Genomic DNA, 22,426 nt, shown 5'->3' with positions numbered 1-22,426 from the left:
CGACCACGACCGTCGGGTTGACGGTGTCGACCGTGGCCGTGTCGGTGTTGGAGGCGGTGTTGTCGTTGCCGACCGGATCGGTGAAGGTGTTGGCGCCGACCGAGATCGAGACCGGCGTCGTCGAGTTGTCGTCGGCCGTGAAGGTCGCCGTGTAGGTCTTGCCCGACGGATCGCCGGCAAGGTCCTGGGTGAGGCCCGAGATCGAGCCGCCCGACACCGTGACGTCGCTCGCGTCGAAGCCGCTCGGCACCTCCGAGAAGGTGAAGGTCACCGCCGAGGTGTTGTGATGGTCGTCGAAGGTGTCGCGGTCGAGAGCGACCACGACCGTCGGGTTGACGGTGTCGACCGTGGCCGTGTCGGTGTTGGAGGCGGTGTTGTCGTTGCCGACCGGATCGGTGAAGGTGTTGGCGCCGACCGAGATCGAGACCGGCGTCGTCGAGTTGTCGTCGGCCGTGAAGGTCGCCGTGTAGGTCTTGCCCGACGGATCGCCGGCAAGGTCCTGGGTGAGGCCCGAGATCGAGCCGCCCGACACCGTGACGTCGCTCGCGTCGAAGCCGCTCGGCACCTCCGAGAAGGTGAAGGTCACCGCCGAGGTGTTGTGATGGTCGTCGAAGGTGTCGCGGTCGAGAGCGACCACGACCGTCGGGTTGACGGTGTCGATCACCACCGTGTCGGAGCCACCAGCGCCAGCGTTGCCGGCAGTATCGGTATAACTGCCGGCAGTTACCGAAACGGAGCCAATGCCATCAAAACCGTCTGCAGCCGTGAACTTCGCCGTATAGTGCGAAGCATCGATCATCACAAAGTCAGTCAGCGTGCCGTGAGACGCCGTAACGTCGGCCGCGGTGAAGCCCGTCACCGGGCCAGTGAATGTGAACGTTACGACCGAGCTGTTGTCGCTATCGCTTAAGGCAAAATCGACAATATTGACGGCTACAGGAGCATGGCCGGCGCTATCGAGAACCACAACCTTCTCAACACCCGTGACCTTGAGATCGAGCGTCTTGAAGGTGTAGACCGAGCTATCGGCCTGGCCGGTTTGGGTGCTTATGTGCGCCGGGAGCCAAACGTTCTTGAAGTATGCAATCTCTGCCGTAATCGCGGGATCGTTTAGCTGAGCTGCGCTGAGCCATATCTGCAAAGTGTCGGCGTCGGGCGTGGATCCGGCTTTGCCGAGCTGCACCGCGCCGTTTCCGCCATCATAGGAGTCATACCCGGTAAACGAAGTTCCGCTAAGTACAGTCTGACTGGGCTCAGTTCCGGCCGTGGCCTGGTCTGTTCCGGAATACAGCGTCGCACCGGTTGTCGTCAGCGTGGAAGTCGTGAATGTGCTACCCAGCCAATATTGGTTCTCAAAGGCCTTGTAGATCAGGATGTCCGATCCCGATCCACCAAGCACCGTGTCAAAGCCGCTACCGCCATTGAGGATATCATCGCCAGACCCGCCATTCAGACGGTCGCTTCCGGCGCCCCCGGACAGAATGTCATCTCCGCTGCCGCCAACCAGATTGTCGTTGCTGCTCGTGCCAACGGTCGTGGCCATCTTTCATCCCCCTGGCAGACACGCTCCGCGCCTGCTCGTTGGCCGTCGGAGACGGCTGACTACCCCATGCCGAATGGATCGGCGCCCAGTCTTACGGGGAGAGGATCAGAATGTGCCATGCAACCAGGCGCAACCCGACGGTCCGGCCCGTGAACGGCCAGCCCAAAAGGCGATTCACAGACAGGTGGTGGCTCGATGGTGATGGCTACGACGGCGATGATCGCCGCGTTGCTTTTCCCCTACCCCAGTAGCGCCGTACTCGTTGTTGCCGGTCGGGAGGTAATTCGCGCTACCCTATATATTAGGATATTATTAACTCTACCGCAGCGCGCGCGTCAATGTCGAATTCGAAGAAGAGTTAATGACAAAATGCGTACTTGTACGCAGACATGGATAAACTGCATCGCACAGGCAAATAGAAATTCGTCTTCCACGTAGCGGATCAGGCCTGTCCCACCGCTCACACCGCCTTGCCGAGCTTGCCGTCGCGCTCGGCGACCGCCTTCTCGACGGCGCGCTTCAGCTCGTCCTTGATCTCGACGGTGTCGGCCATCAGCGTCTCGATCTTCAGGAAATCGAGCACGCGGTATTTCGAGACGTCCGGGCGGATGAGGATATCCGGCGGATGCTGCCGCAGCTTGTTGGCGATGATCGACTGCATCATCAGCTGCGTGGCGCCATACATGAGGTCGACCGTGGTCGGGTGCTTGCGTTCGACGTCGCTCGGCGCCCCGACCACGTCGATGGCGATGATGATGTCGGCATCCTTCTCGACCAGGTCGAAGGGCACCGGGTTGTAGATGCCGCCATCGATCAGCAATCGGTCGTCGCGCATCACCGGGCGGAACACCGCCGGAATGGCGGCCGAGGCCGCCAGCGCCGATTGCAAATCGCCCTGCGAGAACACCGCGAGCTTGTGGCCGAAATAGTCGGTCGCCGTCACCTTGAGCGGAATCTTCAGCTCTTCGAAGGTCGCCGGAATGGCGTCAGGCAGGAAGGCCTTCAGGATGCGCTCGATATTGAACTGGCCGACGCGGATACCGCCCTGCATGGCCTCGGCGATCGTGCCCGGCCGCGAGCGCCACATGCGCGCGGCCACCTCGGCGCGGCTGCCGAGGATCAAGCGGCTGTACTCGTGGATCTCCGCCCCTCGCATGCCGGCGGCCATGCCGGCGCCCATGATGGCGCCGATCGAGGAGCCGGCGATCGCCACCGGTTTGATCCCTAGCTCGTCCAACGCCTCGATGGCGTGAATGTGCGCCAGCCCGCGCGCGCCGCCGCCGCCGAAGGCAACCGCGAAGGTCGGGCTCATCCCTTGCGGGCTCCCGCCACCTGCACCAGCGGCGGTCCGATCACCATTATCGTCGGGTCGGCCGACAGAAGCTTCCTTGCCGCCGCCTTGACGTCTGCAAGCGTCACCGCATTGATCAGCGCGGCGCGGCGCTTGATGTAGTCGATGCCGAGATCGTCGAGCTGCAGCTCGACCAGCGTCGCGGCAATGGAACTGGAGGAGTCGAGATTGTTGATCGCGTAGGTGCCGATCATGTATTTCTTGGTCGCCGCGAGCTCCTCCTCGGACGGGCCGTTCTCGGCCATCTCCTTCACCACCTGACGCACGATGGCGAGCGTCTCGGCGGCGCGGTCGGAACGCGTCGCCGTCGTGACCAGCAGCGCGTTGGAATGCTCGTGATCGACGAGATCGGAGCTGACGCTATAGGCAAGGCCGCGCTTCTCGCGCACCTCCTCGTAAAGCCGCGACGTGAAAGTCGAGCCGCCGAGGATCTCGTTCATCAGCACCGCGGCGTAAAAATCGGGATCGCTCCGTTTGACGCCAGGCCAGGCAAGCTGCAGCGAGGTCTGCGGCAGATCGTAGTTCACTTCCAGCTGCTGGCCGAGCTTCAGCGACACGTCCGCCACCTGGGCCAGCGTCTGCGTCTGCGGCAGGTCGCCGAACACCTCGTCCAGCTTGCCGGAGAGCGTGGCGGCGTCGATGTCGCCCACCACCGCCATATGCAGGCCGGCGCGCGCGAAACTCGCTTTGCGAAAGGCCTTGAGGTCGGCGGCCGTTATGGTGGCAAGGCTCTCCTTCGTCCCCTCATCCGGCCGCGCATAGGGATGCTTGCCATAGATCGCGCGCAGCCAGCGCTGCTGGGCGATCGTGTTGGGGTCGCGCTCATTGGCGAGAATGCCCGAAAGCATCTGGGCGCGGATGCGGTCGATCGGCGCCTGGTCGAAGCGCGGGCTGTTCACCGCCAGCTTCAGCAGGCCGAACGCCTCGTCCTTTTGATCGGACAGCATGCGCATCGAGCCATAAAGGCCGTCGCGTGCCGCCTGAAAACTCATCTCGGCGCCGGCGTCGTCCAGCTTCGACTGGAAGGCCTCGCTGTCGAGGTCGCCGGCGCCCTCGTCGAACAGGCCGCTCATCAGATTGACCAGACCTTCCTTGCCGGCAGGGTCCTGCGCGGTGCCGCCGTCGAAGACGAAGCGGATGGCAACCAGCGGGACCGAATGGTCTTCCACCAGCCAGGCGGTGATGCCTTTCTTCGACTTCACCTCCTGGATGTTCATCTCCGCGTGGGCGGCCAGCGCCGGCAAGAGCAGGAAGAATAGGGCAAAGCAGAGGGTTGCGACGATACGGTAGACCCCACCTTCTCCCTTTGTGGGAGAAGGTGGATCGGCGCACAGCGCCGAGACGGAGGAGCATATCGCCCAGCTGGGGCGCCCCTCATCCGGCCGCTTCGCGTCCACCGCCCGGGGGCGAGCCACGGGTCTCGCCCCGTCCTTCGGACCCCACAAGGGGAGAAGGGAAGAAGCGCCCATTCGTCCGCGTTCCATGCTCATCATCAATTCCCCGCCTGTTGTTGCGGCAGGAGATAGCCGGTCGTCGAGCGGTCGAGCACCAGGTAGCGGGCGGCCGCGGCCTTGACCTCTGCGGCAGTGACCTTGCGGATGCGGTCGGGCCATTCCTCGACATCCTTCACGTTGCCGCCGGTGGCGAGCGTCGAGCCGTACATATTGGCCATGTCGTCCTGCTTGTCGCGAGCAAAGACCATCGAACGGACATAGCGGGTCTTGGCCCGCTCCAGCTCGTCACCGGTCACGCCGTCCTTGGCAATGCGCGCGACCTCGGCATCGACCGCCGCTTCGACATCGGAAAGCTTGGCGTCGCCGCGCGGCGAGCCATAGACGGTGAAGTTGGTGGCGTCGAGCATGGTGCCCTGAAAGAACGCGCCGGTCCCGGAGGCGATGCCCTGCTTCACCACCAGCTGCTGGTAGAGGCGGCTGCGGTTGTCGCCGCCCAGGATTTCGGCCAGGAGATCGAGCGCCTCCGCCTCGCCGGGCTTGGCGGTGTGATAGGACGGCACCACCCATTGCGTGGAAAAGCTCGGCACCGAGACGCGCGCATCGGTCAGCGTCACGGTGCGCTTGGTGTTCTGCTCCGGCTCGACCGGGCGGATGCGCGGCCGCAGGTCCGGCCCGCGCGCCACCTTTCCGTAAGTCCTTTCGGCCATTGCCTTCACCGCGTCCGGATCGACGTCGCCGGCGACGATCACCACGGCGTTGTTCGGCCGGTAGAAGGTGTCGTAGAACGCCTTGGCATCCTCGCGGTTCAATTGCTCCATCTCCTGCATCCAGCCGATCACCGGAATGCGGTAGGGCTGGTTCTGCCAGAGCGTCGCGTCGACCTCCTCGTCCAGCACTGCCTGCGGATCGTTGTCGATGCGCGAGCGGCGCTCTTCCAGGATAACGTCGCGCTCGGTCTTGATGACATCGTCGGTGAGGACGAGGTTGCGCATGCGGTCGGCCTCGAACCCCATCATCTCCTCGAGCGCCGAAGGCGGCACCGTCTCATGGAAGGCGGTGTAGTCGTAGGAGGTGAAGGCGTTGTTCGAGCCGCCGATGTCGGCCACGGCGCGGTCGAACTCGCCGGCTGCGTGGTTGCTCGTAGCCTTGAACATCAGATGCTCAAAGAAATGCGCGATGCCGGATTTGCCGGGCGGCTCGTCGGCGCTGCCGATCTTGTACCATACCATATGAGTGACGATCGGGGCGCGATGGTCCGGAATGACGACGACTTCCAGGCCGTTCTCGAGCAGGAAATCCTTGACCGCGGCTTCGTCGGCGGCGCGTGCCGGAGCCTGCGCCGCGAACGCCAGCGCGCCGGCAAGGAATGCTGCGCGCAGGCCTCTGGTGTTCAATGTCATCAAATGCTCCGGTTTCGGTCGCGCGACGATAGAAAAGGTTCCATGGCGAGGCAAAGTGATTTGTTCGTCATTTTCGAGGCGCGTGCGTCATTTCCTTTTCCCTTGCGGGAGAAGGGACGTGCCCCTCACCCCACCTCGACAAACCGGATCACCGTGTCGCCATAGCCGCGCTCGTCCACCACGGAAAAACCGGCGCCCGGTTCGAACGGCGCGGACGCCGCCTCCTCGACCACGCAGAGCGCGCCGGGCAGGAGCCAGCCGCCGGCTTTTGCCGAGCGCAGCGCGCGCTCGCCGAGGCCCTTGCCATAGGGCGGGTCGGCAAAGACCAGGCCGAAGGGCGACAGCGTGCCGGCTTCGCCCAAATGGGTCGCGTCGCGGCGGAAGATTTTGGTCCGCCCGGTGAGCCCGAAGGCCTCGACATTGTCGCGGATCAGCCCGCGCCCTTCCGCCGATTCCTCGATGAAGACGCAGTAGGAGGCGCCGCGCGACAGCGCCTCCAGCCCGAGCGCGCCGGTGCCGGCGAAGAGATCGAGCACACGGCCACCTTCGAGCTTTTCGGCATAGCGATGCGCCAGCACGTTGAACACCGCCTCGCGGGTGCGATCGGTGGTCGGACGGATGGCATTGGAACGCGGCGTCGCCAGCGGACGCCCGCGAAACTCACCGCCGACGATCCGCATTGCCACCCCTCGGCCCCTTCGGACCGCGCGGCCGTTCCCCGCCGCTTCCCTCCGGATCGTCTCTTGGCTTGCCGAACGGCTTGCCCTTGCCGCCCGGCCTGAACGACGCCTTCCGCGCCTTCGCTTCCGCGGCCTTCGCGGCGTCGGCCTCCGCCCTGCCTTTGCCGATGGGACGCGCGCCCGGCGCCATCCAGACATTGGCCTTGCGCTGGCCGGGCGGTTCGATCGGCCGCGGTTCGCCTTTCTTGCCGCCGGCCTTGCCGCCGAAGCCGCGCTCGGACTTGCCGAAGCCGCGCTCGAATTTGTCGAAGCCAGACTTGTCGAAGCGAGACTGGGGACCGCGTTCGCCGAAGGCTCCCTCGGGCTTCGTCGAAAGCTTGCTCAGCGCCTCGTCGCGGCTGCCCTCACGGCGCTTGCGGGCCTTGATCAGCCCGCCCTCGCCGATCGGCCGGCGGTCGCCCTCGCGCGTGAATTTCGGCCGCTCGTCCTCATCGCGGCGCGGCTCGCTGCGTCGCACCGGCTTGTTGGAGAACGGTTTTTGGATCTCGGCGTCGAAATTGGCGCCGGACTCTTCAACCAGCCGCTCGCCGAGCTGCTCGCGCAGCGTGCGGCCCTTGATTTCCAGCACGTGGCCCTCGGGCAGCTCGTTGAGCTGGAACGGCCCGTAGGAGATGCGGATCAGCCGCGTCACCTCCAGCCCCAACGCGCCGAGGATGTTCTTGACCTCGCGGTTCTTGCCTTCGCGCAGGCCGATCGTCAGCCAGGCATTGCTGCCCTGCTCGCGGTCGAGCGAGGCCTCGACGGAGCCGTAGAAGACGCCGTCGACGGCAATGCCGTCGCGCAGGGCGGTGAGCTTGCTCTCCTCGACCTTGCCGTGGACGCGCACGCGATAGCGCCGCAGCCATCCGGTGGCCGGCAGTTCGAGCACCCGCGACAGCCCGCCGTCATTGGTCAGCAGCAGCAGCCCTTCGGTGTTGATGTCGAGGCGGCCCACGGTCATCAGCCGCGGCAGATCGGCCGGCAGCACGTCGAAGACGGTCTTGCGGCCTTCGGGATCGCGGTTGGTGGTGACCACGCCTGCCGGCTTGTGGAACAGGAACAGCCTTGTGCGCTCGATCGGCGGGATCTCCGTGCCGTCGAGATGGATGACGTCGTCGGGCATGACGTTGAGGGCCGGCGACGACAGCACCTTGCCGTTGACCTTGACGCGGCCGGCGGCGATGAGTTCCTCGGCGTCGCGGCGCGAGGCGATGCCGGCGCGCGCCAGCCGCTTGGCGATGCGCTCGCCGGCCTCCGGCGCTGCTTCTGAGGGCCGCGGGCGCGGCTTGAAGCCGCCTTCCGGCTTTCTCGCGGCGCTGTCGCGCGGCGCTCGATCGGCGAAATCCCGCTTCGGGCGCTGCGCGAAGTCGCCTCCGTCTTCGCGCTGCGGCCGGTCGGCCAAGTCGCGCTTGGGCCGATCGCCGAAATCCCGCTTAGGCCGATCGCCGAAGTCGCGCTTGGGGCGATCGAAGCGCCGTTCGGCGCGTTCGCCTTCGGCGGCCATCGGCCGGTCGCCGCGCGGCGTGTAGGGCTTGCGCCCTTCGCGCTTGTCGAAGGGTTTGCCGTCGCGCGGCGGACCTTTGCGGAACGGTCGTTCGCCACGCTCTCCACCTTCGCCCCCGTCACGAGGCTTATAGCTGCGTTTGAAATCGCGGCGCTCGCCTTCCGCGGCCGCTGGCCGATCGCCACGTGGCGTATAGGGCTTGCGGGCGCCATCGCGTTTTTCGAACGGCTTTCCCTCGGGGCGCGGTCCTTTGCGGAACGGTCGTTCTCCGCGTTCCGCGCCCTCGACGGCGCGCGGCTTGTAGCTGCGCTTGAAATCGCGCGCGGGGCGCTCGCCATCGGCGGCCATCGGCCTGTCGTCACGCTGCGTGTAAGGCTTGCGCGCGCCATCGCGCTTCTCGAAGGGCTTGCCCTGCGAACGCGCTCCCTGGCGGAACGGCTTGTCGCCGCGCGGCGTCGGTTTCGATCCGCCTTTGCCCGGCCCTTTGCGTGATGATTTCTTGTCGTCGTCCATATGGATCTTGCTCTTCTTGGACTGCCGCGGCGTACGCGCCCGGTCGGACACGTTATGCAGGCAGTGTCATCTTGATTTGCGCATGCAGCAGCGCGGCAAAAACCGATTCCGGTTTTCAGGGTCACGCGCTAGATAACAGGATCACCGTCGGGTGGCGAGGAGTAATCGGAATGCAAAGCGCGTGAAGCGGCCGGATTTCATGGCTTTGGCGCTCAAGGAAGCCGAAGCGGCCGCAAGCCGGGGCGAAGTGCCGGTCGGCGCGGTGATCGCCAACGGCAACATTGTCGTGGCCAAGGCCGGCAACCGCACGCGCGAGTTGGCCGATCCGACTGCGCATGCCGAAATGCTGGCGATCCGCGAAGCCTGCCGGCAACTCGCCAGCGAGCGGCTTACCGGTCACGATCTCTATGTGACGCTCGAGCCCTGCGCCATGTGCGCCGGCGCCATTTCGTTCGCGAGACTCCGCCGGCTCTATTTCGGCGCGGCCGACGAGAAGGGCGGCGCGGTGGTCAACGGCGTGCGCTTCTTCGCCTCGCCCACCTGCCACCACGCGCCGGACGTCTATTCCGGCTTGGGCGAAAGCGAAGCGGCCCTCATCCTGAAGGAGTTCTTTCGCGAGAGGCGGAATGGCAGTGAATGGTGAATGGTTGACGCAAGCAGTGAGTAGCAAAGAAGCAGGTCGTGAGTAGTGAGCAACAGAGACCTATTCGCAATTCGCTATTCGCTACTTACAGCCCCAGCCAGTCAAACCAGCCGCCGCCCTTCTTGCCTTCCGCCTGCGCCTTGAGCCGGCGCTCCTTCTTGTACTCGTCCTCGCCGAGCTCGTTTTGCGGCGCGGTGTCGGCGGCCTGACGATAGGCAAGCGGCGGCTCGCTCAAATACTTGCGGACATTGGGATTGCCCTGCTTCTGCTCCGCGAGGCGGCGCTGGATCTCGGCGGTTCGGGTCGCGCTGGAATCGTCCGGCGACCAGCGCGGCGGATGGCTGGATGCAGAATCGGCCAAAGCCTTCTTCACCGCCACCGGGTCGGTCTGAACGTCCTCGACCGCTTCCGGCTGGTAGTTCGGGTCGTTCTGGTGGGCGGTCGCGTCGGCGCGAATGCGGGCGCGGCGCGCCTCGGGCGATTCGGGCCAGTCGGCGCTCGCCGTCTGGATGCTTTCCTGCGGTGGCGGCAGAGTTTCCTTCTGTCCCGGCGCAGGCTTCACCAGGTCCGGGCGCGGCTTATAGTCGATAGGATCGCGGCGCTTCGGCGTGATCGCGATGGCGCCCGAAACGTCGTCGGCGAGTTGCTCGGCGGCGGTCTTGTCGGTTCCGTAGGTCGGAGAGCCGACGCAGCCCGACATGGCTATGGCCGATGCCACAAGCGGCGCCAGCAGCGCGGCGCGCGCAAACGTTCTTTCGGTCATGCCAAAAAGTCCCACTTTAAAGCCTTTCGGTCGCCACCGGCCACAGGGGCGCGGTCCCCTTCTTCCCCGCGTTTGCGATGGAAATCCGGCGACAATTTGTCTGCCGGAGTGTCGCGTGTTTACCTCAACCACTTGTCAAGGGCAACGCGCGGGCGAATTTGCGCCGCCCGGCGTGGCACTTTTGCACTTATTTCATGGGTGCATATCGTTAGCCCAAAACCGCTGCGCACTCTTGGGCGACATGCACCTACAAACGCCCGAGCGCCCTCAGTTCACGCAGCACGGCAGCATCGCGGGCCGAGACATCGTGAAATTCCGGATCCTGCCCGACATCGGCCGTGTAGCGCCAGGAGCGCGCGCATTTGACCAGACCGCGATCCTGGGCCTTCTCGACGACGACCGCGACGCCCTTGACGTCATCCAGCGTGAAAGCGCCTTGCGGCGCCTTGCCATGGCTGATGACCAGATCGCTGGTGATCGCCATCTCGGCCATGTCGACATCGGCGATGGCTGCTTCCAGCGCCGCATCGTCGATGGTGACCACCGGCACGGCTTCCAGCGAGGAGCCGATCAGTTTATCGGCGCGCGCGATCTCAAGCGCGCCGGTGACGACGCGGCGCACCTGCCGGACCTTGCGCCATTTCTCGGCCAGCGCCTCGTTCCTCCAGTTATCCGGAATGGCCGGGAACTGGTCGAGATGCACCGAGGCGGCTTCGGGATGACGGTCGAGCCAGGCCTCTTCCATCGTGAAAGGCAGCATCGGTGCCAGCCACTTCACCAGGCATTCGAAGAGATGGCGCACGACCTGCACTGCCGCCTTGCGGCGCAAGCTGGACGGCGCGTCGCAGTAGAGCGCGTCCTTGCGGATGTCGAAATAGAAGGCCGAAAGCTCCACCACCATGAAGTCGAGCAGCGCGCGGGTGATGCGCTTGAACTCGAAGGCGTCGTAGCCCTGGCGCACCGCCTCGTCGAGTTCGGACAGCCGGTGCAGCATCAGCCGCTCCAGCTCCGGCATCTTGTCCAGCGGCACGTCCTCGCCATCGTCATGGGCGAGCGTGCCCAGCATCCAGCGAATGGTGTTCCTCAGCTTGCGGTAGGCGTCGATATTGGTCTGCAGCACGTTCTTGCCGAGCCGCTGGTCTTCCCAGTAGTCGGTCGTCACCACCCAGAGCCGCAGGATATCGGCGCCGGACTGTTTTATCACGTCCTGCGGCACGACCGTGTTGCCGAGCGACTTCGACATCTTGCGGCCTTCCTCGTCCATGGTGAAGCCATGGGTGATGACCGTCTCGTAAGGCGCCCTGCCCCTCGTCCCGCAGCTTTCGAGCAGCGAGGAGTGGAACCAGCCGCGATGCTGGTCGGAGCCTTCGAGATAGACGTCGGCCGGCCATTTGAGGTCGGGCCGATCCTCCAGCGTGAAGACATGCGTCGAGCCGGAATCGAACCAGACGTCGAGGATGTCCGTCACCTGGTGCCATTTCGAGGCGTCGTGGTTGCCGAGGAAGCGCTCCTTGGCGCCCGGCGCGAACCATGCGTCGGCGCCCTCCTGCTCGAAGGCGTCCATGATGCGCTGGTTGACCGCCTCGTCCTTCAGCACATTGCCGTCGGCATCGGCGAAGACGGCGATCGGCACGCCCCAGGCACGCTGGCGCGACAGCACCCAGTCGGGGCGCTCCTCGATCATGGCGCGGATGCGGTTCTGGCCGGCCGCCGGCACGAAGCGCGTGTCGTCGATCGCCTGCAGCGCGCGGCTGCGCAGCGTCGTGCCGTCGCCGAGGTCCTTGTCCATATAGACGAACCATTGCGGCGTGTTGCGGAAGATGACGGGCTTCTTCGAGCGCCAGGAATGCGGATAGCTGTGCTTCAGCCGGCCGCGCGCGAACAGCGCGTTGCGCTTGATCAGTTCCTCGATCACCGCCTGGTTCGCGTTGCCCTTCTTGCCGTTGTCGTCGATGACGCGCGCGGGGCCGCCCTCGCGGTCCGGGCCGAAGCCCGGCGCATCCTTGGTGAAGAAGCCGGCATCGTCGACCGGGAACGGGATCGAGGTGTCGACGCCGCGCTTGATGAGTTCGGCCACCGCATCCATCCAGGCATCGAAGTCCTCGCGGCCGTGGCTGGGCGCGGTGTGCACGAAGCCGGTGCCGGCATCGTCGGTGACGTGCTCGCCGGCGATCATCGGCACGGGGAACTCGTAGCCGCCGCCCAGTCCTCTGAAAGGATGCGAAAGCGTAAGACTTGCAAGCTGTTCAGGGGAGACGTTGTGAAGCCGGTTCAAGGTGACCTTGGCTTTGGAAGCGGCGTCCTCCGCCAGCGCGTCGGCGAAGATCAGCTTCTCGCCGGGCTGCGGCCCGAAGCTGTTCTCGGCCGCGGTCACTTCGTAGAGGCCATAGGCGACGCGCGGCGAAAAGCTGACAGCGCGATTGCCGGGCAGCGTCCAGGGCGTCGTTGTCCAGATGACGACATGCGCCTCCAGCAGGTCGAGTGCCGTCCCATTCAGCGCCGGCGCGGCATCGGCGGCGTCGACCGGCCGGGCAAGGCTCGCCACCGGGAACTTCGCCCAGATCGTGTCGCTCTCATAGTCCTGGTATTCGACCTCGGCCTCGGCGAGCGCGGTGCGCTCGACCACGCTCCACATCACCGGCTTCGAGCCGCGATAGAGCTGGCCGGACATGGCGAATTTCAAAAGCTCGCCGGCGATCCGCGCCTCGGCGTGATAGGCCATGGTCGTATAGGGATTGTCGAAATCGCCGATGACGCCGAGCCGCTGGAACTCGTCGCCCTGCACCTTGATCCAGTGGGCGGCGAAGTCGCGGCATTCCCTTCGGAACTCGTTGACCGGCACCTCGTCCTTGTTCTTGCCCTTAGCCCGGTACTGTTCCTCGATCTTCCACTCGATCGGCAGGCCGTGGCAGTCCCAGCCCGGCACGTAATTGGCGTTGTAGCCGCGCATCTGGAAGGAGCGGTTGATGACGTCCTTAAGGATCTTGTTGAGGGCGTGGCCGATATGGATGTTGCCATTGGCGTAGGGCGGGCCGTCATGCAGCACGAATTTCTCTCGACCGGCGGCTTCATCGCGCAGCTTGCGGTAAAGCTCCATGTCCTGCCAGCGCCTGACCAGGCCGGGCTCCTTCTCGGGCAGGCCGGCGCGCATCGGGAAATTGGTCTGCGGCAGGTAAAGCGTTTTGGAATAGTCGATGGTTTCAGCAGTATCGGTCACGGGGGTGTCGGTCATTGGTCTGCCATGTGCATTGCCCGTTGGCAAAATAGCTCGGGCGTTGAACTATCATGATCTGGAAAAAGCGCGAGGGGGCCGCGCGCAAAAGTCCCGGCGGCTCCGGCGGCGCTCAGGCCACCCGGAACACCGGGCCCGTAATTCGTATCGCGATCGCAAAAAGGCGCGAAAAGCTCGTCATGGCGTGGCTTTTAGCGGATGCCGCGGCAGGAATAAAGCGCGGATTTCAAGCCAAAGCGCCTGTATTTTGACTTACATCGAGAAATTGAAACGGTAGGTGGTCGACACGCCAACGGTCCACTGATCGCGGTCGCCGCGCTCCTTGACCAGACTGGAATCGGCCGCCGGCCCCATCAGGCGGGAATATTCGGTGAAGACGCTGGCCGTCATCGGCTCGGTCACTTTCCAGGTGATCGCGCCGCCGAGCCCGGTCGACTTCAGCCCGCCGCCCGGATGGTATTCGCTGAGGCCCGAGGCCGCAGCTTCCGTGGCGTTGACGCCGTAATAGGCGTCGAAATAACCGGCCGAGGCGAAGGAGACACGGGGGCCGCCGGAAATGCGGACGATCGGGGTGACGTCGTAGAAGGCGTCCGCCGCGATGTCGGCGACGAAGCCGTTATGGGCGCGGATGCCGTGTCTGAGCTCCGCCCGAGCCCGTACCCAATCCAGCGGATAGAATTCGAAGAAGCCGCCGACCTCGCCGCCCCAGCGCACCGGGTCGAGGCCTTGCAATTCGTCCTTGCTGGAACGCGAGAACAGGAACTTGCCGGTCAAGCCGGCGCGCACGCTGCCGTCGTCGATCAGCGCCAGCGAGATGTTGTCGTTGCGCGAGGTGAAACGCGCCTCCGGCCCTGCCTTGCCGAGCGAGATGATGGGCTGGGCGCTCAGCATATATTTCTTGCCGCCCTCGAAATTCGGGGCAACGAGACCGGTGGCGCCGAGCGTCAGGTACCAGTCGCCGGAAATCCAGCTCCCCTCGCCGGCCTGGGCAGAGGTGACGGCCATCAGGCCAGAGGCGAGAACCAGCGGAATCGTCCCGACAATACGCATTGTCAACCCTTACGCGAAACAGGCCGGCAGGAACACCGGGCAGCGCAGAAGGCATGGCGTCAGTGCGGTAAATTTTGACTTAAGATCCGTAACAGAGACGGCGCGGACCGCCAGCATGGAGATCGGCCGCCCGGCTTAGCTGCCGCGCGGCGCGTGCGACATGTCCAGCAGCTTGGCCACGGCCTTCGAGCCCTTCCCCGCGACGCGTGCCGATCCGTCGTCACCCACCTCAACGGTGGCGCCGCTGGAGAAGCTAAGCGACCAACCATCACCTTTGGCGTTGCGGCGGCGGTCGGTGAGCTCGATGCCGGCAGCCGTGACCAGCGCGACGATCCGGTCGGCGTCCATGTTGGTCCTCCGAAAACGCGCCCTCAATTCAGGTCAAGCCCGCCGGTAAGATCGCCGAGCGGCGGCTCGCCATGCGCGGCTACGGCCTTGTCGCGCACCACGATGCCGTGCAGGACCGGCAATTCGAAACGCTCGGTGATGAAGCGCAGGATCGACGTCGTGTCATAAGGGGTATGATCGATATAGCCGCGCTTGGCGAAGGGCGAAATGATGATCGCGGGAATGCGCGTGCCCGGTCCCCAGCGGTCGCCCTTGGGCGGTGCGACGTGATCCCAGATGCCGCCGTTCTCATCATAGGTGACGACGACCAGCATGTGCGGCCATTGCGGGCTCTTTTCCAGATGAGCCACGACGTCAGCGATATGGCGGTCGCCGGCCTGGATGTCGGCATAGCCGGAGTGCTCGTTGAGATTGCCCTGCGGCTTATAGAAAGAGACCTGCGGCAGGGCGCCGTCGTCGATGGCCTGGATAAAACTCGCGCCAGCCAACCCGGCGTCGCGCAGATGTTCGCGCCTGGCCTCGGTGCCCGGAGCGTAATTGGCGTAATAGTTGAATGGCTGATGATGATATTGGAAGTTCGGGATCGGTGTTTTGTTGCCGTGGTCGAGCGTGTACTGCCAGGCTCCGGAATACCACGCCCAGTTTATGTGCTTGAGGCTGAGCATGTCGCCGATGGTCGGTTCCGTCTGCGGCGGCAGCGTGGTGGGCTTGCTTGGATCCGCGAGCAGCCGGTCGCCGCCGGGCGCCGGATCGTTGCCGCTCGGCTGATATGGCGGCTGCATGGTGTTCACCGCGTAGAAATCCGGCGTCAGATTGCCGTCGGAGACGAATTTCGGGATCCCGTCGCGCGCCGATTTCGGCGAATTGTCGGCGATCTTCAGCGCTGTGCCGCTGGCGTCCGTCACCGCGATCGACGGCTTGGCCGGGCTCTTGTCGGCATTCGCGTAGTACGGCGCGCAGGCGCAGATCAGCCACTGGTGATTGAAGAAGGAGCCGCCGAAGCCGCCCATGAAGAAATGGTCGGCGAGCACGTATTTTTGCGCAATGGCCCACATATCGGTCTTGGAGGCGTCCCAGTTGCTCATCGGCATGGCGCCTGAATCGGCCCAGGCGACGAACATGTCGTTCTTGCCTCCGTTGATCTGCATCTGGTTCTGGTAAAAGCGATGCCACAGATCATGCGTCACGACGCTGAGCGGCACGTTGAACCCTTTCGGGTCGTTCACCGTGAACGGTTCGTTCGGAAGATGCTCGGTCATTGCCTGCGTCACCGGCGGCGTGACGCCCTTGGCGGTCAGCCCGTCCCAGACCGGCGGCAGCTCTGACAGGACCGAGCCGTCACGGTCGCGCTGCTGCAAGCTTTCCTTGCTCGCCTTGTCGATGCCCTCGGCACCCGGAAAATGGCCATAGAGATTATCGAAGGCGCGGTTCTCGGCGAAGATGACGACCACCGTCTCTATCTTGGCGATGCCGTCCGGCGGATCGCCAGGCTGCGCCGCGAAGGCGGGAGGCGAAGCGACAGTGGACAGGGCGAGAGCCGAGGAAAACAGGGCGAGCCCATAGGATCGCTTCATCGCCGTACCTCCATTGCGCAAAGTCAAATGACACCAGCTTCGGTGCATCTTGGCAATAGCCACCGCGCTGGACGGGTGATCACATCGGGATTACCTTCCTTCAACCGCAGGATGCGCGGCGAACTCTGCAGGGAGACGAAGCCATGAGCTTGCAAGGCAATACCCTGGAAGACGCGATCGGACGCACGCGCGACAAATGGGGATGGTTGGTGGCGCTCGGCGTGCTGCTGCTGATTTTCGGCGGCATCGCCTTCGGCAATCTCTTCATCGCCACCGTCGCTTCGGTCTATGTCGTCGGCTGGCTGATGCTGATGGGGGGCGTCATCGAGATCATCCATGCTTTCGGCGTCAAGACCTGGGGGCGCTTCTTCTACTGGTTGCTCAGCGGCCTGCTCTATGCCGTCGCCGGCTTTTTCGCCTTCTACAACCCGCTTCTCGCCTCGGCAGTGCTGACGTTTCTGCTCGCCGTCGCGCTCATTGCTTCCGGGCTGCTGAGGGCCTGGGTCGCCTGGAACCACCGGCCGCAGCAAGGCTGGGGATGGCTGCTGGCAGCCGCGATCATCACCATCCTGCTTGGCCTGATCATCGCCATGGGCTGGCCGGTCAACAGCCTGTGGGTGCTCGGCATGTTCCTGGCCGTCGACCTGATCTTCCAAGGCTGGAGCTTCATTGCCACCGGGCTGGCGCTCAAGCGGTAGGTTACTCGACCTTCGCGATCGGCCGAAGCCTGCCCAACATCGTCATCCCAGGCGAAGCAGAAGCTCCGTCGCGAAGACCCTGGGATGACGACATGAGAGGGCGTTTCGCCAATCGCCAAGGTTTGCAATCTGCTAGCCGGACGCAAGCGCTTTGACGCTTCTCTTCGCCACCGCGCCTTCCAGACCTCAGAAACAGATGGCGGCGTCCAGCTCCGATAGCGGACGCACACCTGCGAGCAGCGCCCTCGCCTCGGCCTCGTCGCGCTTCATCTGCGCGACCAGCGCATCGAGCCCATCGAATTTGAGCTCGGGGCGCAGATAGCCGAAGAACGACACCTGGCAGATCTCGCCATAGAGATCGCCGGAGAAATCGAAGACATAGGTTTCGAGCAGCGGCACGCCATTATCGTCGACGGTCGGCCGGCGGCCGAAGCTGGCGACGCCGTCATGGAGCGTGCCATCGGCGCGGCGCAAGCGGACGGCGTAAATGCCTTCCTTCAGAGTGGCTTCCGGCGAAAGCTTCATATTGGCGGTCGGAAAGCCAAGCGTGCGGCCGAGCTGCTGGCCGGCGATCACCTCGCTCTCGACGGTGAAGCGATAGCCGAGCAGGCCGGCTGCTTCCCCGACCTTGCCTTCGCAAAGCAGGGCGCGGATACGGCTGGACGAGACGACCTCGGCACCTTCGTCGCGGAAGGCGTCGACCAGCGTGACGCCGAAGCCGTGGCGTTCGCCGGCCGCCATCAGGAAAGCCGGGCCGCCCTGGCGGTCCTTGCCGAAGTGGAAGTCGAAACCGGTGACGGCATGGCTGACGCCCAGCCTGATTTCCAGCACATCGGTCACGAATGCCTCGGCCGAGAGCGCGGCGAAGTCGTGCGTGAACGGCTGCTCGACGAGGGCGGCAAAGCCGAGCCTGGCCAGGAGCCGCGCCTTCATCGGCGGCGGCGTCAGCACGAAGAGCGGCACGTCCGGCCTGAACACCTTGCGCGGGTGCGGCTCGAAGGTGAGCACCAGGGCCGGCACGCGGCGGCGGCCGGCTTCGGCCAGCGCCCGTTCCAGCACCGACAGATGGCCGCGGTGGACGCCGTCGAAATTGCCGATCGCCACGACGCCGCCGCGCAGATGCCCGGGCAACGGCGTGACCGCCGAAATGCGTTGGAAATCGTGCGTCATGTCGACCTGCGTGATGTCGGGGCGCCCGTCATGGTCCGGCTTCCCGCCTATTGCAGCCGCGGGATGACGGCGACCGGGCGATAACCGTGCGTCGTGAGGAATCCCGCCAGCCTTTCGGGATCCGGCCGCAGCGGGTCGCCATAGTCGCGCGCATGAATCCCGCCCGAGACATAGAGCACGTCGAACCCGTTGTCGGCGGCACCCTTGACGTCGGTCATCATGCCATCGCCGATGGCGAGAACCTGTTTGCGCTCGGCCGCGTGGCCGAGCAGCCCGGCGACCTCCTTCATGGCGAGGTTGTAGATCGGTGCGAAGGGCTTGCCGGCAATCAGCGTGCGGCCGCCGAGCTGCGCGTAGTCGCGCGCCAGCGCGCCGGCACACCAGATGGTGCGCTCGCCGCGCTCGACCAGGATGTCGGGGTTGGCGCAGATGAAGGGCAGGTTGCGGGCACGCAGCCGCTGCAGCAGTTCCGCGTATTCGGCGGGCTTCTCCACCTCGTCGTCGTAGAACCCGGTGCAGACGACGCCGGAGGCTTCGAATTCCTCCACGAGTTCGACGTCCAAGCCGTCATAGAGGGTGAAGTCGCGCTCGGGCCCGATGTGGAAGATCTTCCTCGGACCCTCGGCGATCAAGTCGCGCGTGACGTCGCCCGAGGTGACGACGCGGTCATAGGCATCTGCCGGAACGCCGATCGCATGCATCTGCGCAACGACGTCGGCGCTGCGCCGCGGCGAATTGGTGATCAGCACCACCGGCACTTTTGCCGCGCGCGCCCGGGCAAGCGCCTCCGCGGCGACGGGGAAGTGCCATTCGCCATTGTGCACCACGCCCCATACGTCGCACAGGATGGCCGCGTAGTTTTCTGTCAGATCGGTGAGCGAAGCGATGATGTTTGGCGAGTCCGCCATGCCGTTATCCTGAGACTGGTCTAGGCAAAGCCGCGACAGCCATCCTTTTGGTTCGGAGGCCGCCATGGCCGGTCCCGCATAACCGAAGCGCTCCATCCTGTCACCAGCTTTCGCCATCGCCGCCGGGACGAGCCGCGACCACGCCCATTCGGAAGCGCAGGGTTAACACGCCGTCAAAATGGCGGTGCGTGCTTGAACGTTTCGGGCAAGCTGAAATTTAAGGATCTATGACCATGGTAGCACCGAACTAGGACCATGGTCGTATACCGGTATGGGTCTTTTGCGGGGCTGAGCGCAATGATCGGCAGATTTATAGGCGACAAGCGGGGCAACTACGCCCCGCCGGCCCGCAGAGCCGCTGGAACGATCAGGCAATTCCTTCGCTCCGGCGACGGCTCACTCATGCCTATCGTTGTCATGGTAATGATGTCGCTGCTGCTCGCAATCGGCTTCTCCGTCGACTACACCTCGGCGGTGACGACTAGGAGCAACATGCAAAGCGCGCTAGACGCCGCGACCCTATCGATCACCACCATGGACACCACGACCACGAAGGCAGCCCGCCAGGCGGCGTTGCAGGATGCCTATGCGGCCAATAGCGGGCTGGGAACAGTGACGTTGAAGAGGGTCGATGTCGCCGCCGACGGCACGGCGGCCTTCAGCGCCACAGCAAGCTATCCGATGCCGACCACTTTCATGGGAATAGCGAAGATCGATTCCGTGCAGATCGGCGTCGGCTCCTCGGTGCGCAAGACGCCAGCGCTGGTGCAGGCCGATTTCAAGGTGTCGAAAGTGTCGGGCTACTGGAACAAGACCATGTATCTCTACGGCACCCAGTTCGGCCAGACGAACGCACAGAGCCTGATGAGGATCGACTACACTTACAGCAACTACAAATTCAGCTACACATCCGGCAAAAACACCTACACGGTGGGCGAGCCGAAGGGCTATGGAACCACTACCGTCTACACGGTGAATGGAAGCACAGAGACGAAGGTCCAGCAGCAGGCGTGCACGACGACAGGCTCGACCACCGCGTTCACCAATCCGGTGGCGGGATCGATCCCCGGCAGCACCAAGGACACCAGAACCAACAAGACGATCTACTTCAACACCACCTGCACGACCACCACCTACCCGGCCAATGGCCCTGGCGCCGCCATCGACGTCAGCCAGATGAACCAGCTTTATCTGCAGATGAAGGTGCCCTCGGGCAATCCGCAGACGCTGCAGTCGAATGATGCCACCACCTCGAACCGGCTCTATATCGGCACCAGCCAGACCGATATGCCCGAGATCGCGACCGGGCAGAAGGTCGACATCTTCAGCGTCGTGCCTTGCGGCGAGACCAGCTACCAGGCATGGGAGGACGGTGGCAACGCGGTGCCGGCGCCGGTCTCCAATGCCGACTTCTTCTACACCGTGACCGGCAAATGCGCCTTCAACAAACGGCCATCCGAGACGGTGATGACGCAGTGAAGCACATGCAGGGCCGCTTGCCGAAGATGCGCGAATTCTGGCTTCGCTTTTGCCGCGACCGGCGCGGCAACTATGCCCTGATGACGGCGATCGCCATGGTGCCGCTGATGGGCGCCCTCGCAATCGCGGTCGACTTCACCGAACTCAACCGTCAGAAACAGATGGTGCTCAACGCGCTCGATGCGGCGAATTTTGCCGCCGCAAGGCGGTTGGCGGAAGGCGCCACCGACGACCAGATCAAGGCCTATGCCGTCGACTTCTTCAACGCCAACCTCAACACCATCGACCCCGCGGACGTAGCGCTCAACATCACCCTACCCACCAGCCAGGCCGGCGGCGGCTTGCTGACAATGAGCGCCACTCTTACCTACCATCCCTATTTCTATCCGGCTTCGGCAATGCTCGTCGGCGTCGACGAAGTCGACGCGAAAAAGCCCGTTGAGATCGAGATGAAGTCACAGGTGCGCTTGAAGAACACACTGGAAGTGGCGATGGTGCTCGACAATTCGGGCTCGATGTCGACGAAAGGATCCGGCACGGGGCAGAAGCGCATCGACCTGCTCAAACAGGCCGCCAAGCAGTTGGTCGACACACTTGCGCAGCAGGCGGCGCAGATCAAGCAGATCGACAAGCCGGTCCAGTTCAGCCTGGTGCCCTTCGCGGCTTCGCTCAATGTCGGGCCCGATAACGACAACGCCTCCTGGATGGATGTCTACGGGCTGTCGCCGGTCGCCAACGAGAATTTCGACTGGTCGACGCTCAACGCCGCCGACAAGCACGCCCAGAAGATCAACGGCATCTGGTACAAGAACGGCACCGGCTGGGGGACCGAGGAAGGCCAGGCACTGACCCGCTTTTCGCTCTATCGCGACATGAAGGTGGTCACCAGCCACGAGCGCATCGTCGGCAGCAAGCGCGTCGTCTGCGACGAATACCGGTCCAACAACACCTGCAAGCGCAGCCACAACGAATACGACTACAACGACACCTACGGCCCGTTCGCGAGCTGGCAGGGCTGCGTCGAAGTGCGTCCCTACCCTTACAATGTCGACGATACGCCTGCGTCCGGCGGGCCGAACAACACCGGCATCGGGGTCGGCGACCCGGCGACCATGTTCGTGCCGATGTTCGCGCCCGACGAACCCGGCAACCACTGGAAGGTGACGCAGGATCCCGACGAGCCGAACCCCGCGACCTACGGCGCCGCCAACAGCTGGTGGAACGACGATCCGTCGAGCACCACCGGCAAGACGCGCCAATCCAACATGGCCAAATATTTCATGCCGCGGCCGATCAATGCGCCGGTGCTGGCAACGGGCGCCGGTCCCAACTATAGCTGCACCACGACGCCGGTCACGCCGCTCACCGACGTCACCACTGCGGACGGGCTGGCGGCCATCAAGGCGGCTGTCGACCTGATGCAGCCCAACGGCAACACCAACGTGCCGGAAGGCATGGCCTGGGGCTGGCGCACCGTTTCCAGCGGGGCGCCGTTCACCGAAGGGCGGCCGGAGACCGAACGCGGCAACGACAAGGTCGTCATCGTGCTCACCGACGGCGAGAACACCTATTCGACGGTGAACTCCGATCCGGCCGGCAACAAATCGACCTATGCGGCCTACGGCTATACCGGCGTCGGCTACAAAGGCACCTCGGTCACCCGCCTGTTCGGCGGCACCTCCAGCGACATCGGCCAGTTCAACTATTCCTCGGGCAACTACACCAACGCGCTCAACGAGCAGATGGCCAAGCTCTGCGACCACGCCAAGGCGGCCAACATCATGGTGATGACGGTTGCGCTCGACATGTCCGCGACCGACGCCGGCGACAAGCAGGCGATGGACGCCCTGAAGACCTGCTCATCCGACTCCCGCTTCCGCAAGGATCCCGCCGACCCCAGCAAGCCCGCCAAGCTTTTCTGGAATACAACCGGCGCGACGCTGTCCGACAATTTCAAGGAGATTGCGAACGAGCTATCGAATTTGCGCGTGGTGGGGTAAGGGACATAAACTGACGCCGGCGCGCCAAGAAGCGAAAAGGCAGGATCAGGGGCTTGATTTCAGATAGTATTCTCTTT

The 22,426-nt window shown here is 64.4% G+C and carries 18 protein-coding genes; 5 read left to right on the top strand and 13 right to left on the bottom strand.

Annotated features, from left to right (window positions below):
- The 6 genes from EOD29_RS37865 to EOD29_RS12485 all read right to left on the bottom strand — a co-directional run.
- The coding region (locus EOD29_RS37865) for an Ig-like domain-containing protein (RefSeq protein ID WP_281059215.1) at positions 1–1,543 on the bottom strand (1,543 nt) is incomplete at its 3' end.
- Between the two features lie 460 nt (positions 1,544–2,003).
- Complete coding sequence (locus tag EOD29_RS12505; RefSeq protein WP_127246858.1) at positions 2,004–2,855, bottom strand: patatin-like phospholipase family protein; 852 nt, start codon at positions 2,853–2,855, stop codon at positions 2,004–2,006.
- Positions 2,852–4,177 carry a pitrilysin family protein gene (locus EOD29_RS12500; RefSeq protein ID WP_245475337.1) on the bottom strand — a complete coding sequence of 442 codons (1,326 nt, stop codon included), beginning with the start codon at positions 4,175–4,177 and terminating at the stop codon, positions 2,852–2,854. The genes EOD29_RS12505 and EOD29_RS12500 overlap by 4 nt, the downstream gene beginning before the upstream one ends.
- A gap of 209 nt (positions 4,178–4,386) precedes the next feature.
- Positions 4,387–5,748, bottom strand: a complete 1,362-nt coding sequence (locus EOD29_RS12495; RefSeq protein WP_066996668.1) for a pitrilysin family protein — start codon at positions 5,746–5,748, stop codon at positions 4,387–4,389.
- A 125-nt stretch (positions 5,749–5,873) separates the two neighbouring features.
- The gene (rsmD, locus tag EOD29_RS12490) at positions 5,874–6,428 is read right to left on the bottom strand and encodes a 16S rRNA (guanine(966)-N(2))-methyltransferase RsmD (RefSeq protein WP_127246856.1); all 555 of its coding nucleotides are present in this window, start codon (positions 6,426–6,428) and stop codon (positions 5,874–5,876) included.
- Positions 6,409–8,484: a pseudouridine synthase gene (locus EOD29_RS12485; protein WP_127246855.1), complete on the bottom strand. Its 2,076-nt coding sequence runs from the start codon at positions 8,482–8,484 to the stop codon at positions 6,409–6,411. The genes rsmD and EOD29_RS12485 overlap by 20 nt, the downstream gene beginning before the upstream one ends.
- A gap of 181 nt (positions 8,485–8,665) precedes the next feature.
- Here EOD29_RS12485 and EOD29_RS12480 point away from each other — a divergent pair, with 181 nt between their 5' ends.
- On the top strand, positions 8,666–9,127 hold the full coding sequence (locus tag EOD29_RS12480; protein ID WP_066996659.1) for a nucleoside deaminase: 462 nt from the start codon (positions 8,666–8,668) through the stop codon (positions 9,125–9,127).
- 85 nt (positions 9,128–9,212) lie between these two features.
- Here EOD29_RS12480 and EOD29_RS12475 read toward each other — a convergent pair whose 3' ends face one another.
- The gene (locus tag EOD29_RS12475; protein WP_082953915.1) at positions 9,213–9,890 is read right to left on the bottom strand and encodes a hypothetical protein; all 678 of its coding nucleotides are present in this window, start codon (positions 9,888–9,890) and stop codon (positions 9,213–9,215) included.
- Positions 9,891–10,137: 247 nt separating this feature from the next.
- Positions 10,138–13,122: an isoleucine--tRNA ligase gene (ileS, locus tag EOD29_RS12470; RefSeq protein ID WP_206520465.1), complete on the bottom strand. Its 2,985-nt coding sequence runs from the start codon at positions 13,120–13,122 to the stop codon at positions 10,138–10,140.
- Positions 13,123–13,175: 53 nt separating this feature from the next.
- Here ileS and EOD29_RS12465 point away from each other — a divergent pair, with 53 nt between their 5' ends.
- Positions 13,176–13,373 carry a hypothetical protein gene (locus EOD29_RS12465; protein ID WP_067325119.1) on the top strand — a complete coding sequence of 66 codons (198 nt, stop codon included), beginning with the start codon at positions 13,176–13,178 and terminating at the stop codon, positions 13,371–13,373.
- A 1-nt stretch (position 13,374) separates the two neighbouring features.
- On the opposite strand, the gene EOD29_RS12460 is transcribed toward EOD29_RS12465, so the two are convergent.
- From EOD29_RS12460 to EOD29_RS12450, 3 genes are all read right to left on the bottom strand, one after another.
- A complete protein-coding gene (locus EOD29_RS12460) occupies positions 13,375–14,172 on the bottom strand; it encodes a MipA/OmpV family protein (protein ID WP_127246854.1) in 798 nt (265 codons plus the stop codon).
- A gap of 135 nt (positions 14,173–14,307) precedes the next feature.
- Positions 14,308–14,520: a hypothetical protein gene (locus EOD29_RS12455; RefSeq protein WP_066996644.1), complete on the bottom strand. Its 213-nt coding sequence runs from the start codon at positions 14,518–14,520 to the stop codon at positions 14,308–14,310.
- Between the two features lie 23 nt (positions 14,521–14,543).
- Positions 14,544–16,094, bottom strand: coding sequence for an acid phosphatase (locus EOD29_RS12450; RefSeq protein WP_245475327.1), 1,551 nt, complete (start codon positions 16,092–16,094; stop codon positions 14,544–14,546).
- A 143-nt stretch (positions 16,095–16,237) separates the two neighbouring features.
- Between EOD29_RS12450 and EOD29_RS12445 the strand changes: the two genes are divergently transcribed.
- Positions 16,238–16,792, top strand: coding sequence for an HdeD family acid-resistance protein (locus EOD29_RS12445; RefSeq protein ID WP_127246852.1), 555 nt, complete (start codon positions 16,238–16,240; stop codon positions 16,790–16,792).
- A 186-nt stretch (positions 16,793–16,978) separates the two neighbouring features.
- Here the strand turns inward: EOD29_RS12445 and EOD29_RS12440 are convergent, their stop codons facing one another.
- Together EOD29_RS12440 and EOD29_RS12435 are read right to left on the bottom strand one after the other, a co-directional pair.
- A complete protein-coding gene (locus EOD29_RS12440; protein WP_127246851.1) occupies positions 16,979–17,962 on the bottom strand; it encodes a bifunctional riboflavin kinase/FAD synthetase in 984 nt (327 codons plus the stop codon).
- Between the two features lie 47 nt (positions 17,963–18,009).
- Positions 18,010–18,870 carry a TIGR01459 family HAD-type hydrolase gene (locus EOD29_RS12435; protein ID WP_164763746.1) on the bottom strand — a complete coding sequence of 287 codons (861 nt, stop codon included), beginning with the start codon at positions 18,868–18,870 and terminating at the stop codon, positions 18,010–18,012.
- 402 nt (positions 18,871–19,272) lie between these two features.
- On the opposite strand from EOD29_RS12435, the gene EOD29_RS12430 reads away from it, so the two are divergent.
- Together EOD29_RS12430 and EOD29_RS12425 are read left to right on the top strand one after the other, a co-directional pair.
- Positions 19,273–20,349: a pilus assembly protein TadG-related protein gene (locus tag EOD29_RS12430; RefSeq protein ID WP_245475326.1), complete on the top strand. Its 1,077-nt coding sequence runs from the start codon at positions 19,273–19,275 to the stop codon at positions 20,347–20,349.
- 26 nt (positions 20,350–20,375) lie between these two features.
- Entirely contained in the window at positions 20,376–22,349 is a 1,974-nt protein-coding gene (locus EOD29_RS12425) for a pilus assembly protein TadG-related protein (protein WP_164763761.1), read from the top strand.
- The last annotated feature ends 77 nt before the right edge of the window (positions 22,350–22,426 follow it).

It is taken from the genome of Mesorhizobium sp. M1A.T.Ca.IN.004.03.1.1, assembly GCF_003997555.1.
In the GTDB taxonomy this organism is placed as follows: Bacteria; Pseudomonadota; Alphaproteobacteria; order Rhizobiales; family Rhizobiaceae; genus Mesorhizobium.
The sequence above is the reverse complement of the archived record's forward strand: the minus strand, read 5'-3'. Positions and strand labels throughout refer to the sequence as shown.

What these genes read in the sequence shown, in the direction of transcription:
- EOD29_RS12475 (WP_082953915.1), bottom strand. Translation starts at nt 9,890, where the DNA reads ATGACCGAAAGAACGTTTGCGCGCGCCGCGCTGCTGGCGCCGCTTGTG.
- EOD29_RS12455 (WP_066996644.1), bottom strand. Translation starts at nt 14,520, where the DNA reads ATGGACGCCGACCGGATCGTCGCGCTGGTCACGGCTGCCGGCATCGAG.
- EOD29_RS12430 (WP_245475326.1), top strand. Translation starts at nt 19,273, where the DNA reads ATGCCTATCGTTGTCATGGTAATGATGTCGCTGCTGCTCGCAATCGGC.
- EOD29_RS12435 (WP_164763746.1), bottom strand. Translation starts at nt 18,870, where the DNA reads ATGGCGGACTCGCCAAACATCATCGCTTCGCTCACCGATCTGACAGAA.
- EOD29_RS12495 (WP_066996668.1), bottom strand. Translation starts at nt 5,748, where the DNA reads ATGACATTGAACACCAGAGGCCTGCGCGCAGCATTCCTTGCCGGCGCG.
- EOD29_RS12465 (WP_067325119.1), top strand. Translation starts at nt 13,176, where the DNA reads ATGATCTGGAAAAAGCGCGAGGGGGCCGCGCGCAAAAGTCCCGGCGGC.
- rsmD (WP_127246856.1), bottom strand. Translation starts at nt 6,428, where the DNA reads ATGCGGATCGTCGGCGGTGAGTTTCGCGGGCGTCCGCTGGCGACGCCG.
- EOD29_RS12505 (WP_127246858.1), bottom strand. Translation starts at nt 2,855, where the DNA reads ATGAGCCCGACCTTCGCGGTTGCCTTCGGCGGCGGCGGCGCGCGCGGG.
- EOD29_RS12445 (WP_127246852.1), top strand. Translation starts at nt 16,238, where the DNA reads ATGAGCTTGCAAGGCAATACCCTGGAAGACGCGATCGGACGCACGCGC.
- EOD29_RS12460 (WP_127246854.1), bottom strand. Translation starts at nt 14,172, where the DNA reads ATGCGTATTGTCGGGACGATTCCGCTGGTTCTCGCCTCTGGCCTGATG.
- EOD29_RS12450 (WP_245475327.1), bottom strand. Translation starts at nt 16,094, where the DNA reads ATGAAGCGATCCTATGGGCTCGCCCTGTTTTCCTCGGCTCTCGCCCTG.
- EOD29_RS12440 (WP_127246851.1), bottom strand. Translation starts at nt 17,962, where the DNA reads ATGACGCACGATTTCCAACGCATTTCGGCGGTCACGCCGTTGCCCGGG.
- EOD29_RS12485 (WP_127246855.1), bottom strand. Translation starts at nt 8,484, where the DNA reads ATGGACGACGACAAGAAATCATCACGCAAAGGGCCGGGCAAAGGCGGA.
- ileS (WP_206520465.1), bottom strand. Translation starts at nt 13,122, where the DNA reads ATGACCGACACCCCCGTGACCGATACTGCTGAAACCATCGACTATTCC.
- EOD29_RS12425 (WP_164763761.1), top strand. Translation starts at nt 20,376, where the DNA reads ATGCGCGAATTCTGGCTTCGCTTTTGCCGCGACCGGCGCGGCAACTAT.